This window comes from Hymenobacter sp. BT491, assembly GCF_014349165.1.
In the GTDB taxonomy this organism is placed as follows: Bacteria; Bacteroidota; Bacteroidia; order Cytophagales; family Hymenobacteraceae; genus Hymenobacter; species Hymenobacter jejuensis.
This window is the reverse complement of sequence record NZ_JACSJJ010000001.1, coordinates 952,281-968,160: the sequence shown is the minus strand read 5'-3', so window position 1 is coordinate 968,160 and position 15,880 is coordinate 952,281. Positions and strand designations below refer to the sequence as shown.

The 15,880-nt window shown below is 57.0% G+C and carries 14 protein-coding genes; 12 read left to right on the top strand and 2 right to left on the bottom strand.

Going from position 1 to position 15,880, the window contains the following annotated elements; translation table 11 throughout:
• Positions 1-61 precede the first annotated feature (61 nt).
• The 8 genes from rluF (at position 62) to H9I52_RS04000 (ending at position 8,896) form a co-directional block, all read left to right on the top strand.
• Positions 62-1,141: a 23S rRNA pseudouridine(2604) synthase RluF gene (rluF, locus tag H9I52_RS04035; protein ID WP_187452758.1), complete on the top strand. Its 1,080-nt coding sequence runs from the start codon at positions 62-64 to the stop codon at positions 1,139-1,141.
• A 126-nt stretch (positions 1,142-1,267) separates the two neighbouring features.
• Positions 1,268-1,816 (top strand): sugar O-acetyltransferase, encoded by a 549-nt coding sequence (locus H9I52_RS04030; RefSeq protein ID WP_187452757.1) that lies wholly within the window; start codon positions 1,268-1,270, stop codon positions 1,814-1,816.
• 121 nt (positions 1,817-1,937) lie between these two features.
• On the top strand, positions 1,938-2,933 hold the full coding sequence (gene bioB / locus H9I52_RS04025) for a biotin synthase BioB (RefSeq protein ID WP_187452756.1): 996 nt from the start codon (positions 1,938-1,940) through the stop codon (positions 2,931-2,933).
• Between the two features lie 74 nt (positions 2,934-3,007).
• On the top strand, positions 3,008-4,165 hold the full coding sequence (locus tag H9I52_RS04020; protein WP_187452755.1) for an aminotransferase class I/II-fold pyridoxal phosphate-dependent enzyme: 1,158 nt from the start codon (positions 3,008-3,010) through the stop codon (positions 4,163-4,165).
• 25 nt (positions 4,166-4,190) lie between these two features.
• On the top strand, positions 4,191-4,820 hold the full coding sequence (bioD, locus tag H9I52_RS04015) for a dethiobiotin synthase (RefSeq protein ID WP_187452754.1): 630 nt from the start codon (positions 4,191-4,193) through the stop codon (positions 4,818-4,820).
• Between the two features lie 87 nt (positions 4,821-4,907).
• Positions 4,908-6,194, top strand: a complete 1,287-nt coding sequence (gene bioA, locus H9I52_RS04010) for an adenosylmethionine--8-amino-7-oxononanoate transaminase (protein ID WP_187452753.1) — start codon at positions 4,908-4,910, stop codon at positions 6,192-6,194.
• 33 nt (positions 6,195-6,227) lie between these two features.
• Entirely contained in the window at positions 6,228-7,439 is a 1,212-nt protein-coding gene (locus H9I52_RS04005) for a beta-ketoacyl synthase N-terminal-like domain-containing protein (RefSeq protein WP_187452752.1), read from the top strand.
• A gap of 92 nt (positions 7,440-7,531) precedes the next feature.
• Positions 7,532-8,896 carry a M20/M25/M40 family metallo-hydrolase gene (locus tag H9I52_RS04000; RefSeq protein WP_187452751.1) on the top strand — a complete coding sequence of 455 codons (1,365 nt, stop codon included), beginning with the start codon at positions 7,532-7,534 and terminating at the stop codon, positions 8,894-8,896.
• 91 nt (positions 8,897-8,987) lie between these two features.
• On the opposite strand, the gene H9I52_RS03995 is transcribed toward H9I52_RS04000, so the two are convergent.
• Positions 8,988-9,623, bottom strand: a complete 636-nt coding sequence (locus H9I52_RS03995) for an FMN-dependent NADH-azoreductase (protein ID WP_187452750.1) — start codon at positions 9,621-9,623, stop codon at positions 8,988-8,990.
• Positions 9,624-9,959: 336 nt separating this feature from the next.
• On the opposite strand from H9I52_RS03995, the gene H9I52_RS03990 reads away from it, so the two are divergent.
• From H9I52_RS03990 to lysA, 4 genes are all read left to right on the top strand, one after another.
• The gene (locus H9I52_RS03990) at positions 9,960-10,721 is read left to right on the top strand and encodes a slipin family protein (RefSeq protein WP_139513904.1); all 762 of its coding nucleotides are present in this window, start codon (positions 9,960-9,962) and stop codon (positions 10,719-10,721) included.
• 112 nt (positions 10,722-10,833) lie between these two features.
• Complete coding sequence (locus tag H9I52_RS03985; protein WP_139513906.1) at positions 10,834-11,199, top strand: hypothetical protein; 366 nt, start codon at positions 10,834-10,836, stop codon at positions 11,197-11,199.
• A gap of 384 nt (positions 11,200-11,583) precedes the next feature.
• Complete coding sequence (locus H9I52_RS03980; RefSeq protein WP_187452749.1) at positions 11,584-12,906, top strand: aspartate kinase; 1,323 nt, start codon at positions 11,584-11,586, stop codon at positions 12,904-12,906.
• 86 nt (positions 12,907-12,992) lie between these two features.
• On the top strand, positions 12,993-14,138 hold the full coding sequence (lysA, locus tag H9I52_RS03975; RefSeq protein WP_187452748.1) for a diaminopimelate decarboxylase: 1,146 nt from the start codon (positions 12,993-12,995) through the stop codon (positions 14,136-14,138).
• A gap of 83 nt (positions 14,139-14,221) precedes the next feature.
• On the opposite strand, the gene H9I52_RS03970 is transcribed toward lysA, so the two are convergent.
• The gene (locus H9I52_RS03970) at positions 14,222-15,874 is read right to left on the bottom strand and encodes an ArnT family glycosyltransferase (protein ID WP_187452747.1); all 1,653 of its coding nucleotides are present in this window, start codon (positions 15,872-15,874) and stop codon (positions 14,222-14,224) included.
• Positions 15,875-15,880: the final 6 nt, after the last annotated feature.

Sequence of the window (15,880 nt, the reverse complement as noted above, 5' to 3'; positions counted from 1 at the left end):
CTTTGGCTTCGGCGGGCCGCTGCTGTTAGCATCGGTTGCCAACTTTCTCATTTGCAACATCATGGCTGATACTACCTTAACCCGCCTCAACAAATACATCAGCGAGAGCGGCGTTTGCTCCCGGCGCGAAGCGGACAAATACATTGAGCAGGGCAACGTGCTGGTCAACGGCAAAAAGGCCAAAATCGGCGACCAAGTTTCGAGTAAAGACCGCGTGGTGGTCAATGGCAACCTGATCGAGCCGCGGGCGGCCGAAGACGCGATTTACATTGCCTTCAACAAACCGCCGGGCATCACCAGCACCACCGAAACCAGTGTCAAGGACAACATCATCCGCTACATCAAGCACAGCGAGCGCATCTTCCCCATTGGCCGCCTCGACAAAGATTCGCAGGGGCTGATCCTGCTGACCAGCAACGGCGACATCGTCAACAAAATCCTCAGGGCCGGCAACAAACACGAGAAAGAATACATCGTGATGGTCGACAAGCCGATCACCAGCCAGTTTATCGAGGGCATGCGCGGCGGGGTGCCGATTATGGGCATCATGACCCAGAAATGTGAGGTGCAAAAGGAAACCAACTACATTTTCCGCATCACCCTGATTCAGGGCATGAACCGCCAGATCCGGCGCATGTGCGAGCATTTCGGCTACGAAGTGGTGCAGCTCGAGCGCATTCGGGTGATGAATATTTCGGTAAAAGGCTTAGGCGTAGGCGATTGGCGCGAACTGACCGAAAAAGAACTGGCTGACCTCATGGCCATGACTGAGCACTCGACCGGCACCAAAGAAGCTTCTTTGCCAAAGCAACGGGTGTCGCGCACGCACGATTTCTGGAAAGACAAGCGCACCCGCCCCGACGAGGAAAACGCCGAAAAACCGGTGCGCAAGTCGGGCAGCCGCAGCGAAAAATCGCCCGGCAAATCGGAAGGAATCTACTCGAAATCGGCGCGCAAACCGGCCGGCAAGCCGCGGTCGGCAGCGGGCCAAGCACCTGCAGGCGAGGGCAAACCCTTTAAAAAGCCCGCAGGCCGCACCGGCAGCCCACGCGCCGCGGGAAGTGCATCCGGCAAATCGGCCGCGCGACCTCCGCGCAGCCAACCCCAAACCAAGGGTCGCAGCCGCTCCCCCAAGCGCTAGGGCAACTTGTGTTAGAAATCTTGCCGCGAAGGGCCGTTTCAAGTGATATTGAAGCGGCCCTTCGCGGTTAGTATCTGGTCGCGCCTCAAAAGCAAATGGAAGCGCAAAACTCATAACCACTACTGCATGAGCACCTTAACTGAAAAACAAAAGATGGTGGCCGGCGAGCTGTATTACGCCAACGACCCGGAACTGGTAGAAGCCCGACGGACAGCCAAGGCTCTTTGCTTCCGCTACAATCAGCAGCCGGTCGATTTAGATAAAGATTTGCTAATCAAGTTGTTGGGATATGAAGCAAACGCTCATATTGAAGCCCCGTTTCGCTGCGATTACGGCTTCAATATCTCCCTCGGCCAGAATTTCTACGCCAACTACAACCTTATTATTCTGGATTGCGCCCCCGTCAGCATTGGTGATAACGTGTTCATCGCGCCCAACGTCGTACTCACCACCGCTGGCCATCCGATAGACGCTGCTACTCGCATTTCGGGGCTGGAATTTGCCCACCCCATCACGATTGGCCACAACGTATGGCTGGGTGCGGGCGTGATCGTATTGCCCGGCGTTGAGATTGGCGACAACGTGACGGTTGGCGCCGGCAGCGTCGTAACGCGCTCGATACCTAGTAATTCGGTAGCCGTTGGGAATCCGTGCCGCGTCATCAAGTCTTTGTAGCTCATCTGGTGGCTTGTCTGTGCAGAATTGCCGCCCGAAATGGCGCGAAAGGACTTCTCGTGTATCTTGCGAGCTGCTTACCTTAGCGCCCCTCACCACAACCAGACCTCACCGCCCCGTTATGCTCCGTACCGACTGGACTCTCGACGAAGTAAAAGCTATTTACCACCAGCCCGTGCTGGAACTTGTGGCCCAAGCGGCCGCCGTGCACCGCGAGCACCAAGCCACGGGCGAAGTGCAGGTGTGCACCTTGCTGTCGGTAAAAACCGGCGGCTGCCCCGAAGATTGCGCCTACTGCCCACAGGCAGCTCGCTATCATACTGGCGTTGAGACTCATGCGCTGTTGAAAGACGAAGTAGTGCTGGCCGCCGCCCAGCGCGCCAAAGACTCCGGCTCGACCCGCTTTTGCATGGGCGCTGCTTGGCGCGAAGTGCGCGACAACCGCGATTTCGACCGCGTACTCAACATGGTGACGCAGGTCAATGATCTGGGTCTGGAAGTGTGCTGCACCCTGGGCATGATCAACGAGTACCAAGCCGAACGCCTCAAGCAAGCCGGCCTCTACGCCTACAACCACAACCTCGACACCAGCGCCGAGCACTACAGCGAAATCATCACGACCCGCACCTACGACGACCGCCTGAATACGCTCGCCAACGTGCGCCAGGCCGGTATTTCGGTGTGCTCCGGTGGCATCATCGGCTTGGGCGAAACCGACCAGGACCGCGTGGCCATGCTGCACACGCTCGCTACGCTGCCCGCCCACCCCGAATCGGTGCCGGTGAACGCGCTGGTGCCCGTTAAAGGCACGCCGCTAGCCGAGCAGCCACGCGTCAGTGTGTGGGAAATGCTGCGCATGATTGCCACGGCTCGCATCCTGATGCCCAAAACCATCGTGCGCCTCTCGGCGGGTCGTCAGGAAATGCCCGTGACGGAGCAGGCCCTTTGCTTCTTGGCCGGCGCCAACTCCATCTTCTCCGGCGAAAAGCTTCTGACCACCCCCAACCCCGACTTCGACGCCGACAAGCAAATGTTTGATTTGCTGGGTCTTACGCCTCGCAAAGCCTTCAAGGACGTACCGAAAGGCGCTGCCGTGCTGAGCAAGGCGGAAGCTTAGAACTTCAGAATCAGAGTATTACCAACGCTAGCTCCCCTTCTTGAAAAAGCAGGGGAGCTTAGTTTTTCGGCTTTATGGCACCTCCCAACCCGTTGCTGAGCCGCCTCGCGCAACACCTCACCAAACGCGAAGCCGAAGGCACCCGCCGCCACTTGACGCTTCCGGCCACCGGCTTAGTTGACTTCAGCTCAAATGATTACTTGGGGTTGGCGAAGTCGGAAACTTTGTCAGAAAAAATAAAATCATATATACTTGATAGTCAAATAATTACAGGAAGCACTGGTTCTCGTCTGCTAACTGGTAATTCCGCCGCTGCCGAAGCATTGGAAGCGCATGTGGCCGAGTTTCACCGGGCCGAAGCCGCCTTGCTTTTCAACTCGGGCTATGCGGCCAATATGGGCTTCTTTACCGCTGTGCCACGCCGCGGCGACACTATTTTCTACGACGAAGCTTCTCATGCCTCCGTGAAGGACGGCATCAGGGGCAGTTTCGCTACGGCTTATAGCTTCCGCCACAACGACTTAGACGACTTAGCCCGCCGCCTGCCTCGCGCTACCGGCGCAGTGTTTGTGGCCGTAGAAGCCCTTTATTCCATGGATGGCGACCAGGCGCCGCTGCGTGAATTAGCACATTTTTGTCAGCACCACGGATTATATCTCGTTGTAGACGAAGCACATACCAACGGCATCTATGGCCCCCGGGGCGAAGGTTTGGTGGCAGCACTAGGGCTGGAAGACCAGGTGTTTGCGCGCGTACTTACCTTTGGGAAGGCCTTGGGCAGTCAGGGTGCGGCTGTGGCCGGCGCGGCTGTGCTGCGCGACTATCTGATTAATTTCTCGCGGCCCTTTATTTACACCACGGCTTTGGCTCCGTTGAGCCTGGCGTCGTTGGCGGCGGCTTATGAGCTGCTGCCCAAGTTGACGGCTGAGCGGCAACAGTTGTTTGAGTTATCTAACTATTTGAAGGACAAGCTCAATGCCGTGCCGCATTTGCGTGTACCAACTGCGAGCCACGTCATTCATCCGGTGTTTTTTGCGCAAGGCAACAGCCCGGCACGCGTCCGGCAGCTGGCTTCCAGCGCCCAAGCAGCCGGCTTCGATGTGCGGCCCATTGTGGCGCCTACCGTGCCCGCCGGCACCGAACGCCTCCGCCTGATCGTGCACAGTTACAATACCACACAGGAAATTGATCAGTTGGCGAGGGTTTTGACTCCAAGCTTAATCAATTGTTAATCAAGCAATTATAATAAACCATCGAATGCCTTATCCCGAACGTCTTTTCGTAACAGGTATCGGCACGGATGTGGGCAAAACGGTGGTTGCCGCCATCCTGACCGAAGCTCTTGGCGCCGATTATTGGAAGCCGGTGCAAGCGGGCCTCACCCCTACCACCGACACCGAAACCGTGCGCGCGCTGGTGACGAACCTGGCCACGCGTTTTCACCCCGAAGCCTACCGCCTGCACATGCCGGCCTCACCCCACGCCGCCGCCGCCGCTGAAAGCATCCTGCTCCGGCCCACCGATTTTCGGCTGCCCACAACCCCCAATCATATAGTAGTAGAAGGCGCCGGCGGCCTGCTGGTGCCGCTCGCGCCGGGCTTTCTGATGGTAGATTTGCTGGCGCAATTGCAGCTGCAAGCCGTGGTCGTATCGCGTAACTATCTGGGCAGCATCAACCATACGCTGCTCACGCTGGAAGCCCTGCAACGGCGTGGCATTCCGGTGCGCGGCCTTGTGTTCAACGGCGAACCTACTCCGGCCACCGAGGAGTTCATCGAACAGCACACTGGCGTTCAGATTATGCCGCGCGTTCTGCCCGAAGCAGCGGTGACCGCAGAAGCAGTTGGCCAGTACGCTACGAGCTTTCGACAGTGGTTCGAAAAGTAGTTCAGGCGCCGTAATCCCCGTTTGCCAGATTAGTATCTCACCCACCAACGAGGCCGCGAACTACAAAGTCCGCGCTACCTTTGCCGCATGCCTACCCTTGCCGAACGCGATCACGCCATTTTGTGGCACCCGTATACCCAAATGCAAACTGCGACCTTGCCCATCCCGATTGTGCGGGGGCAGGGTGCGTGGCTTTACGCCGAAGACGGCACCGCTTACCTCGACGGCATTTCCTCGTGGTGGGTAAACCTGCACGGCCATGCGCACCCGCACATCGCTGAGCGCGTAGCGGAGCAGCTACGTACTTTGGAGCACGTGCTGTTTGCCGGTTTCACGCACCCCGCCGCTGTCGAACTGGCCGAGAAGCTGCTGGCTATTCTTCCTGATAATCAAGGGCGTATCTTCTATTCTGATAATGGCTCGACGGCCGTGGAAGTAGCCCTGAAAATGGCGCTGCAATTCTTCTTCAACCAAGAGCAGCCCCGCCGCACCATCGTGGCGTTCCGCGACAGTTACCACGGCGACACCTTCGGGGCGATGGCCGTGAGCAGCCGCGGGGCTTTCACCGCGCCGTTTGCGCCGCTGCTGTTTGATGTGGCCTTTATCGACGTGCCCGTACCCGGCCGCGAAGCCGACACGCTCGCGCAGCTTGAAGCCATTGCGGCACAGGGCGATGTGGCCGCATTCGTGTTTGAGCCCTTGCTTTTGGGCACGGCCGGCATGCTTACCTACTCGCCCGCCATACTCGACGAATTGATCCGCTGCTGCCACCGCCACGGCATTCTGGCCATCGCCGATGAGGTAATGACGGGCTTTGGCCGTACTGGGCAACTCTTTGCTAGTCATTATCTTATGGAAAGACCCGACATGATCTGTCTTTCCAAAGGCCTGACCGGCGGCACCATGGCCCTGGGCGTTACGAGCTGCACGGCGGCGGTGTACGAGGCCTTTCTGAGCGACGACCGGATGAAGACCTTCTTTCACGGTCATTCTTATACTGCCAATCCCGTGGCCTGCGCGGCGGGCCTAGCGAGCATGGACCTGCTTCTTTCCGCAGATTGCCAAGCCAGCCTGGCTCGTATCGCGTTGTCGCACAAGCAGTTCGCTCAGGAAATAACTGGCCAGCCCGGCATACGCGACGTGCGGCACTTGGGCACAGTACTGGCCATCGAATTTGCCGTTGGGGAGCACACCACGTACTTCAGCGGCTTGCGCGACCAGCTTTATAATCTGGCGCTGGCGCGGCGCGTAATCCTGCGGCCGCTGGGCAACATCATGTATTTGATGCCGCCTTATTGCACCACCGATGCAGAGCTGGCGCTGCTTTACGATGTCCTCCGCGACATGCACCAACTGGTGCTCGCCAATCAATAATGCGACCCGTGGCGCGCCTGATTTTTTCTGTTTATGCCTGACGATCTGATTATTATCCGCGGCAGCGGCAGCATCTCGGCGCTGGGCGCGGGCGCTTCGGGGTATGCGAATGCCGCTCCGGCTTTCAGCAGTCAGCCATTGGGCTCATCTACCTTGTCGGTGGGTGCTTTGCCCGCTTCGGTGGAAGCGGAACTGGCAGCGCTGCGTAAAGAACACAGCGCCTACCGCCAACTCGACCGCACGGTGCTGCTGGCCTTGCTCGCCGCCCGGCAAGCCACTGCGCAGGCAGGCTGGAAGTCTGATAACCAAGAGAATGCGCTGGCGGTCAGCATCGGGTCGTCGCGGGGCGCTACGGGCCGATTGGAGCAGTTTTACGAAGAGTTTTTGGAAGAAGGCAGCGTGCCGCCGGCTACCTCGCCGCTCACGACGCTGGGCAACGTAGCCAGTTGGGTAGCTTTCGATGCGGGCACAACTGCCGGAGCAGCTTTGAGTCATTCGAGTACCTGTAGCAGCGCGTTTCAGGCTCTGGGCAATGCCATGGCGTGGCTGCGCGCCGGCATGGCCGATCGCTTTTTGGCCGGCGGCACCGAGGCTCCGCTCACGGCCTTCACGTTGGCCCAAATGCATGCGTTGGGCATTTATTCACCTTTTGAAGCCTCTGATTCTCCGTGTCGCCCCGGCGCTGGTCGCCCGTCGACGTTTGTGCTGGGCGAAGGTGCGGCGGTGTTTGCGCTGGAGAAAATCAGTCGCAAACAACTGGAGGAAGGCAATTACACAAGTGCTTCATTATCAAATACTTATATTTTAGAAGCTGTTGGCTTCGGGTTTGAAGCCATTGGCAGCAAAACAGGCTTGTCGCCCGAAGGCCATCACTTCCAGAAAGCCATGCGGCAAGCTTTGCAGCAAGCCCCATGCGCTCCTTCCGACATCGACGCCATCGTGTTGCACAGCCCCGGCACGCACGCCGGCGACGCTTCCGAGCGCCGGGCCATCGCGGCGGTTTTCGGGGAAGAAATGCCGGCGCTTACGTCCAACAAATGGCTTATCGGTCACACGCTGGGCGCCTCGGCAGCGCTGAGCCTGCACTATGCCCTGCACATCTTGGCTACGCAATCGTGGCCCGCGCCCGGTTTCGCCACTGACCTTACTCCTGCTCCATTCCGGCCAGTACGGCGCATCTTAATTAATGCCGCTGGTTTTGGGGGCAATGCGGCCAGTGCCATCGTGTCGGCAGTGCAGATATAGGGCGCGAGCTGCCCAATCAGAGGCCTGCGTGTGGTTAGTTCTCCAACATTACGTTACTTGCTTTAGCGTAACCTAACTACACCTCAGCTCCTATGGTCTTTCGTTCTTCTCTGCTGCTTACTTCTGCTTGCTTTCTTTCGCTTAGCCTCCACGCCCAAAATACGCCGCCCACTACTCCCGATCCGATGATCAAGAAGATGGTGGAAGACGTGTCGGCCAAAAACTTGGAGGATGATATTCGCAAACTGGTTTCATTCGGCACGCGCCACACGCTGAGCGATACCAAAGACAAAAAGCGCGGCATCGGAGCGTCCCGCAACTGGGTGGAGCAGGAGTTTAAGAAGTACAGCAAAGCCAGCGGCAATCGCCTGAAAGTCACGCAGGATACCTTCACCATCAAGCCCGACGGCCGGCGCATCAACAAGCCCGTGGTGATGGCCAACGTGATGGCGACCCTGCCCGGCACCGACCCCAACGACACCCGCGTGTTTATCGTGAGCGGACACATCGATTCGCGCGTATCGGACGTGATGAACGCCACTGCCGACGCCCCTGGCGCCAACGACGACGGCTCCGGCACGGTAGCCGTAATGGAGCTGGCCCGCATTATGTCGCAGCAGAAATACCCCGCGACCATCATTTTCGTGGCTGTGCAGGGCGAAGAACAAGGCCTTTACGGCTCGACGCATTTGGCGCAGCGCGCCAAAAAAGAGGGCTGGAACCTAACGGCCATGCTCAACAACGATATCGTGGGCAACTCCACCGGCCGCGATCCCGAAATCAAAGATGCCAAGCACTTGCGCGTGTTCAGCGAAGGCGTGCCGGCCACCGAAACTCCCGACGAAGCGAAAGTGCGCCGTGTGCTGAGCAGCGAAAACGATTCGCCTTCACGCCAGCTCGCCCGCTACACCAGCTTAGCATGCAAGCAATACGTTGACGGACATGAAGTTGTGGTAGAATATCGTCCCGACCGCTTCCTGCGCGGCGGCGACCACACGCCTTTCAATCAGCAAGGCTTTACGGCGGTGCGCTTCACGGAGATGAACGAAGACTTCACCCATCAGCACCAAGACTTGCGCACCGAAAACAACATCAAATACGGCGACCTGCCAGAAGGCGTTGACTATCAATACCTTCGCAAAAACACCGGCGTTAACCTCGCCACGCTGGCCAGCCTCGCTCTTGCGCCCTCGTCGCCGGAAAACGTAGGGGTGCTCACCGCCAACCTCACCAACCGCACCGAGCTGAAATGGGACGCGCCCAAAGTGGGGGAAAAACCGGCCGGCTACTACGTGCTCATGCGCGAAACCAACGCGCCACAGTGGCAACAGAAGTTCTACGTCACCGACACCAAAGCCGACCTGCCCCACAGCAAGGACAACTTCATCTTCGGCGTAGTGTCAGTAGATGCGGAAGGGCACGAAAGCCTGCCAGTAATTCCGAAGCCGGTGCGGTAACAGCTGTCCGGAACACGAGTACAATAGAATAGAATGCAAAAAGGCTGCCCGGTAAGGCAGCCTTTTTGCATTTAACAACAGAAAGCAGTGCTTAAGCAGCCAAACGTAGCTCAGCGGCAACTTGGCGAGCTTGATAGATGGCATTTTGGCGAATAGCGGGCGTTTCGGCAGCGTTCATAGCCAAGCCCTCAGCCAACACGAGCTGCACGTCGGTAATGCCCAAGAAGGCGAGGAAAGTGGTCAGGTAGCTGGTGGTGTGCTCCATAGCCTGAGCAGGGCCGCTGCTGTATATGCCGCCACGGGCCTCAAACACAATCACTTGCTTTCCACCGGCCAGCCCGACCGGGCCTTCGGAGGTGTAGCGGAAGGTTTTGCCAGCTACGGCAATGGCATCGAGGTACGCCTTCACCATGGGCGGGTAGCCGAAGTTCCACATGGGCAAGGCGAATACCACTGTATCGGCGGCTAAAAACTGCTCAACGAGCACCGTCAGGCCCTGCACTTTACGGCTTTCAACTGGGCTAAGCTCCTGCTGGGTAGCTAGTTTGCCCCAACCACGCAGCACGTCCTCGTCAATTAGCGGCACAAAATCGTGGTACAAGTCCAGCTCTTCTACCTGAGCAGATGGGTGAGCAGTTTGGTAGGTATCCAGAAAAGCATCCGCCATTTGCAGTGAAACCGATGCGTCAGCAGCTTTAGGGTTGCCTTTTACAAGCAGAACGTTCATATCTCAGTTGTCTCTAAGTCAAGGTTTTATAAAAAGCAGAGAATACTTCACATTGAAAGCACCTACTACCTTTATATATGTACATACATAAAATGTATGTACATTAGTTTCATCTGTTTTGATAAATTTTATTCTACTTGACCAGATATTGAATCGAAATTATTTGGCCGGCCCGCAAGCCACAAGACACTAAGAAAGTCGCTCAGCACTAAATTTTTCTGCAAAACGCTGTAATGAAGCGGCGCTTTAAGCGATTCATCTCCCGGACTTAGCATACAGGATGAACTGCCTGCTTTTATTCATAATAATTTCACTTTCAAGTAGTTACCTAGCCACATGAACTTTCTCGCAATTATCGTCATCATTGTTGTTTTTCTGCTGCTGGGCATTCGCATTGCGCAGGAATACGAACGGGCCATTGTGTTTCGGCTGGGGCGCTTTACGGGCACGCGCGGGCCGGGTCTGTACTGGATTATCCCGATCATCGAGCGGCAACAAACCATCGACATCCGCACGAAAACCGTGGATCTGGAGCAGCAGGAAACCATTACTAAAGACAGCGTAACCATCAAGGTGAACGCCGTGCTGTGGTTTCGGGTGGTAAATCCGGCGGATGCTATCATCAAGGTGGCCAACTTCAACCAGGCAGTTTACCAACTGGCCGTCACGGCGTTACGCAACATCATCGGGCAGCACCAGCTCGACGAAGTATTGCGCGGCCGCCAGCAAATCAACGCTACCCTGCAACAGCTCGTGGATGCAGCCACCGAATCGTGGGGCGTCAAAATTGAGTTGGTGGAGATCAAGGACGTAGAAATTCCGGAATCCATGCAGCGGGCCATGGCGCGCGAAGCCGAAGCCATTCGCGAAAAGCGTGCTCGCCTCATCAAAGCCGAAGCCGAGCTGGAAGCCTCCATCAAGCTCACGCAGGGCGCCCAACAAATGGAAAGCAGCCCCATGGCCCTGGAACTGCGCCGCATGCAGATGATATCGGAAATTGGCATCGACAACAATACCACTACCGTCGTGCTCATCCCGTCGGAATTCAGCCACGCGGCCACGAGCCTGACCAAGCTGGCGAATCAGCAGGCTGGCTAAGTCGGCCGGGCTGCAACTCCCCCTGGATTTCGCGATGGCAAGTAGTAACTAGCTCCGCTTTGGGCCGAGGGCATTCACTCAAATTGTTGAAGCTTATTTATCAAGAAGAATCATGGTTGAAGTATCACGCGAAGGCGAAGAAATCGTCTTCAACGTCAAAGGCTTGCACAAACTATGGGCGTTTAAGAGCCGGTTGCAGATTCCGCGTCAGCACATTCTGGGCGCCCGGAAAGATCCGGAGGCCGTGAAAGGCTGGTGGCACGGCTGGCGCGTTCCGGGCACCCACATTCCCGGCTTGCTGACCGCTGGCACCTTTTTGCAAGACGAGAAACGCATCTTCTGGGACGTGCACCACGCCGACAAAACCGTAGTGATCGACTTAGATCACGAGGACTACAATCAGCTTATTATTGAGGTAGAAAACCCCGATGAAGTGGTGGCTCTGCTCTCGGCCGACAGCGCTTCTCACGCATCTTAAACGCTGATTTCGATCAGAGCACCATGCTAAAGCAAAGGGAGTTTCTGCACAAATCTGCGGGCGGGTGCTGGAAATTGCGCCAAGATGTTTTTACTTGCGAACGCAAAGTCCGCGTGGCGGGCTGACGGTCACTTTTGCATATGCGCTTCGCTGTTCCCTTTTCGTTGGTGGTTGCTCCGGGCCTTGTAGGCTGCGGCGTTGCTGCGTCGATGGGAAAGAAGATGGTCAAGGGAAGCAAATGCAAACCCGCGCTCAAACGCACCCCTGCCTGACCGTCGCTTTCGTTTCCAGCTTGCAACCTTGCCTTGCCTGAATCGCGCCGGTCTCACCAGACCGGCGCTTTTTTATTGCCTTTCGTCATTCGTTTTCATCTTTTCTACTCTCATGAAAGTTCTCAAGTTCGGTGGCACCTCAGTAGGCTCAGCGGAGCGTATGCGCGCCGTGGCCGAGTTGATTCAGAGCGACGAGCGCCGCATTGTGGTGCTGTCGGCTATGTCGGGCACCACCAACGCGCTGGTTAACATTGCGCGGCTGCTTTACGATGGCGATACCACGGCTGCCACGTACCAAACCGAGATTCTGCGCCAGCACTACCTGATGGTAGCTCGCGAGTTGCTGCCCAATGAGGCCCACGCCACCGATGCCATCACGCAGGTTGACGCCCGTTTTCGCGCCGTTTTCGACCTGATGCGCGGCCCGCTTACGGCCTCCGGCGAAAAGGTAATTCTGGCCCAGGGCGAACTGCTGTCGACGCTCCTGTTTCACCGTTATGTAACGCAAGTACTTGGCCAGCAAGCTGTTCTGCTGCCCGCGTTGGATTTCATGAAGATCGACCGCGACGAAGAACCCGACGCAGCCTATATCCGCGAGCATCTCGCCCATCAGCTTGCACAACACCATGACAATCAGTTATTTATAACCCAAGGTTATATTTGCCGCAACGCCGACGGGGGCATCGATAACCTCAAGCGCGGCGGCTCCGACTACTCGGCTTCGCTGATTGGGGCAGCCGCCGATGCTTCCGAAATCCAGATCTGGACGGACATCGACGGCTTGCACAACAACGACCCGCGCGTGGTGGAAGGCACTTACCCGATCCGGGAGCTGTCATTCGACGAGGCGGCAGAGCTAGCGTATTTTGGCGCTAAGATCCTGCACCCCAGCTCAGTACTGCCTGCCCGTCAGCACAACATTCCGGTGCGCTTGCTCAACACCATGCAACCCGAAGCGCCCGGCACGCTCATCTCTTCAAAAACCGGCCCGGAGCCCATCAAGGCAGTGGCCGCGAAAGACGGGTTGGTAGCCATCAACGTCAAGTCGAGCCGCATGCTGCTGGCCCACGGCTTTTTGCGCAGCCTATTTGAAGTATTCGAGCGCTACCGCACGCCCATCGACATGATCACGACTTCGGAAGTAGCCGTGTCGCTCACCATCGACGACGCCACGCATCTGGAGGAAATCCTAAACGATTTGCGCGGGTTTGGCACCGTGGAAGTCGATAAGAATCAGACAATTATCTGCTTGGTCGGTAACTTGGTACAGTCGACGCACGGGGCGGCCCGCTTGGCGTTCGGTGCTTTGGAAGACGTGCCGTTGCGCATGATTTCGTACGGCGGCTCGCCCAACAACATCAGCATTCTGGTCAACACCGCCGACAAAACGCGCGCGCTAAAAGCCCTCAATGCGGGTCTTTTTCAGAAAGCATAAGTCTCAAACCTTGGCTTTTAGCCAATACATAACTATTTGATTATAAATCAGTTATGTAATAATTTATTTTAACGGATCCTTGCCCTGTGCCTCTTCAACTGCCGGCGGATATTGCCTCCCGCTCCACTCCTTTTTACCTCTATGACCTGACTTTGCTCCGGCAAACGCTCACGGCTCTGCAAGCTGCTGCCCGCCCGCGTGATTTTCATGTGCATTACGCCCTGAAAGCCAACGCCAACGCCGAAATCCTGAACCTGATCCGGGAGCACGGCCTCGGCGCCGACTGCGTAAGTGGCGGCGAAGTGCAACGGGCGCTGGACACTGGGTTTGCCCCGCAGAACATTGTGTTTGCCGGCGTGGGCAAGTCGGATGCGGAAATAAACCGGGCACTGGCCGCCGATATCTGGTGCTTCAACGCCGAATCGGTGGAAGAATTGGTGGTCCTGAATGAGCTAGCCGGCGCGCAGAACCGGCGGGCACGAGTGGCCCTGCGCCTCAACCCCAACGTGGACGCGCACACGCACCACTACATCACTACCGGCCTGGAAGCCAACAAGTTCGGCATCAGCGTATCGGAGTTAGCCGCCGTGATTGAGCTGCTCAGCACCTTGCATAACCTAGAGCTGGTGGGCTTGCACGCGCACATTGGCTCGCAGATCACGAACCTGACCGTGTTTGCGGATCTGAGCCAGAAGCTCAATGAGATTCAGGATTGGCTGGCCGATCGGGGCATCACGCTGCCTCACCTCAACGTGGGCGGTGGCCTTGGCATCGACTACCAGCGACCGGAGGAAAACCCAATTCCGGATTTTGAGGCGTATTTCCAGATGTTTGAGGAAAACCTCGTGCGGCGGCCGGGCCAGCAAGTGCATGTAGAGCTGGGGCGGGCCGTGGTAGCTCAATGTGGCACCTTGATCAGCCGCGTTTTGTACGTAAAACGCAGCCAGCAAACCAATTTTGCGATTCTGGATGCCGGCATGACGGAGCTGATCCGTCCTGCGCTCTACGGCAGCTACCACCTGATTCAAAACCTCACCAGCCAGGGTTCCAAGCAGATATACGACGTGGTAGGACCCATCTGCGAGTCGTCGGACACCTTTGGCCGCGAAGTAGCTCTACCCGAAACTAACCGCGGCGACGTAGTAGCGCTCCGCTCAGCCGGCGCTTACGGGGAGGTGATGGCTTCTAACTACAACCTGCGCGAGAAGGCGCCGGCCGTGTACGTCGGTTAGGCACCTGCGACCAACAAAACGGCTATTCATCTCAAAATGAGCACCTTGTGCTTACCATAGAAGAAACGAGGAAGCGTAAGGCATCAGTAATACACCGTCCACTTTCCCAAGTGCTGATGCTGAGTAAAGGAACGCAGCATCCATTGGCGCTCAGGCTTTAGGGCACCTTTCACCAGCAGCACAGGATGCTGCGCAAACAATTGATTAACAGCATCTTGCTGTTTGGCATCGTTGAGATAAATCAGTGTGTTGCGCCAAGCAGCAGAGGGCTCGAACTGGGTTTCGCGATCGAGGTTGTGGTTGCCATCGTTGAGCGATACCGGGATTCGGCCCGTTTCAAAGGCCAACGCCGGTAGCAACTCATTGTATACTAACACTTTTCTGTTTTCCAGATGCCGCTGTTTTATGAAATGAGCAAGCGGCCGGGCACCGTTGAAATCCAGCTCATTCTGTTGCATCAGCGGCTTAACAGAAATCAATAGCGAAACGGTAAATAACACGCTCGCTACCAATATCCTGGGTGCAATTCGAATCTGGCTCCAGAGCGTGAGCGTAAGAATCATAACCAGAATGCCAGCTGCCGGCCAGATAGCAGAAAACGGACTGGCCTGCAACGGTACGTCCGTGACGGTTACCACCACTGGCAGCATGCACAAGGCTGCCAGCACCGCGCCGTAAAACGCCACGAACCCCACATACCACCGATACAGTACGCCGTCGGTGAGGCGCCCCAGGTAGTAGACGGTAAGCAACGCCACGCCCGGAAAGATTGGCAGCACGTACAGCAGCAGCTTGGATTTTGAGATCGAAAAGAACACCAGTGGCAGCAACACCCAGAAGATGAGCACATTGCGCCACTGCTGCGGCACCGAAGCCCAACGCGTCCGGATGGCATAGACCAAAAGCGCAGCGGCCCACGGCAAGCTCGTGGCCGGCGCCAGCACTACATAAAACCACCACGGTTTGGCACGGTTGAAAGTCGCCGCATTGGCAAAACGCTCTACGGTATGCTCAAACAGGAAATAGCGCAGAAATGCCGGATTCTCGATGATCAGATACAAATACCAGCTCAAACCCAGCAGCACAAACAACACAATGCCCACGGCGTGATGGATCGTAAACGGTCGGCGCGTTTGCTTCTGCCGGAAATAAAAGCCAATAACGGCCATCAGCGGCAACACAAAACCCACCGGGCCTTTGGTCAGGAACGCCAGGGCCAGCCCCACCCAAAATAGGTATAGCCCCCAGCGACGACCGTCGTGGTAATAGCGCAGGATGCCGTAGGTAGCAGCCAGTTCCAGCGTGGCCAGGTAAGCGTCAGTTGTAACATTTAGTGCCGAGATGAGCACCACGGGCAGTGTACCGTAGATGATTGCTGCGGCCAAGGCCCGTGCGCGGTCGCCCTGAAACAGCAGTTGGCCCAAGCCATACACCAGCAGCACTTGCAGCAGCACAGCTAATACAGGCAGAATGCGTACACCCGCCGCATTCGGACCAAATAAAGCCAGCCCCGCAGCGGTGAGCCAATACGTTAGCGGGGGCTTGTGAAAATGCTGGATGCCCAGCAAGCGCGGGTGCAGCCAATCCTGGCCGACCAGCATTTCTCGCCCAATTTCGGCGTAGCGGGCCTCGCTGCTTTCCAACGGCCCCCAGCTCCCGATGCCCACCAGAAAGGCGACGCCCAACACCAGTACAAACAACCAAAGCCAAGTACGGGACGTGAGGGGAGCAGGCATAACAAC

Bases quoted from the DNA above. Each gene is read 5' to 3' on its own strand.
- rluF (WP_187452758.1), top strand. From the start codon at position 62: ATGGCTGATACTACCTTAACCCGCCTCAACAAATACATCAGCGAGAGC.
- H9I52_RS04030 (WP_187452757.1), top strand. From the start codon at position 1,268: ATGAGCACCTTAACTGAAAAACAAAAGATGGTGGCCGGCGAGCTGTAT.
- bioB (WP_187452756.1), top strand. From the start codon at position 1,938: ATGCTCCGTACCGACTGGACTCTCGACGAAGTAAAAGCTATTTACCAC.
- H9I52_RS04020 (WP_187452755.1), top strand. From the start codon at position 3,008: ATGGCACCTCCCAACCCGTTGCTGAGCCGCCTCGCGCAACACCTCACC.
- bioD (WP_187452754.1), top strand. From the start codon at position 4,191: ATGCCTTATCCCGAACGTCTTTTCGTAACAGGTATCGGCACGGATGTG.
- bioA (WP_187452753.1), top strand. From the start codon at position 4,908: ATGCCTACCCTTGCCGAACGCGATCACGCCATTTTGTGGCACCCGTAT.
- H9I52_RS04005 (WP_187452752.1), top strand. From the start codon at position 6,228: ATGCCTGACGATCTGATTATTATCCGCGGCAGCGGCAGCATCTCGGCG.
- H9I52_RS04000 (WP_187452751.1), top strand. From the start codon at position 7,532: ATGGTCTTTCGTTCTTCTCTGCTGCTTACTTCTGCTTGCTTTCTTTCG.
- H9I52_RS03995 (WP_187452750.1), bottom strand. From the start codon at position 9,623: ATGAACGTTCTGCTTGTAAAAGGCAACCCTAAAGCTGCTGACGCATCG.
- H9I52_RS03990 (WP_139513904.1), top strand. From the start codon at position 9,960: ATGAACTTTCTCGCAATTATCGTCATCATTGTTGTTTTTCTGCTGCTG.
- H9I52_RS03985 (WP_139513906.1), top strand. From the start codon at position 10,834: ATGGTTGAAGTATCACGCGAAGGCGAAGAAATCGTCTTCAACGTCAAA.
- H9I52_RS03980 (WP_187452749.1), top strand. From the start codon at position 11,584: ATGAAAGTTCTCAAGTTCGGTGGCACCTCAGTAGGCTCAGCGGAGCGT.
- H9I52_RS03970 (WP_187452747.1), bottom strand. From the start codon at position 15,874: ATGCCTGCTCCCCTCACGTCCCGTACTTGGCTTTGGTTGTTTGTACTG.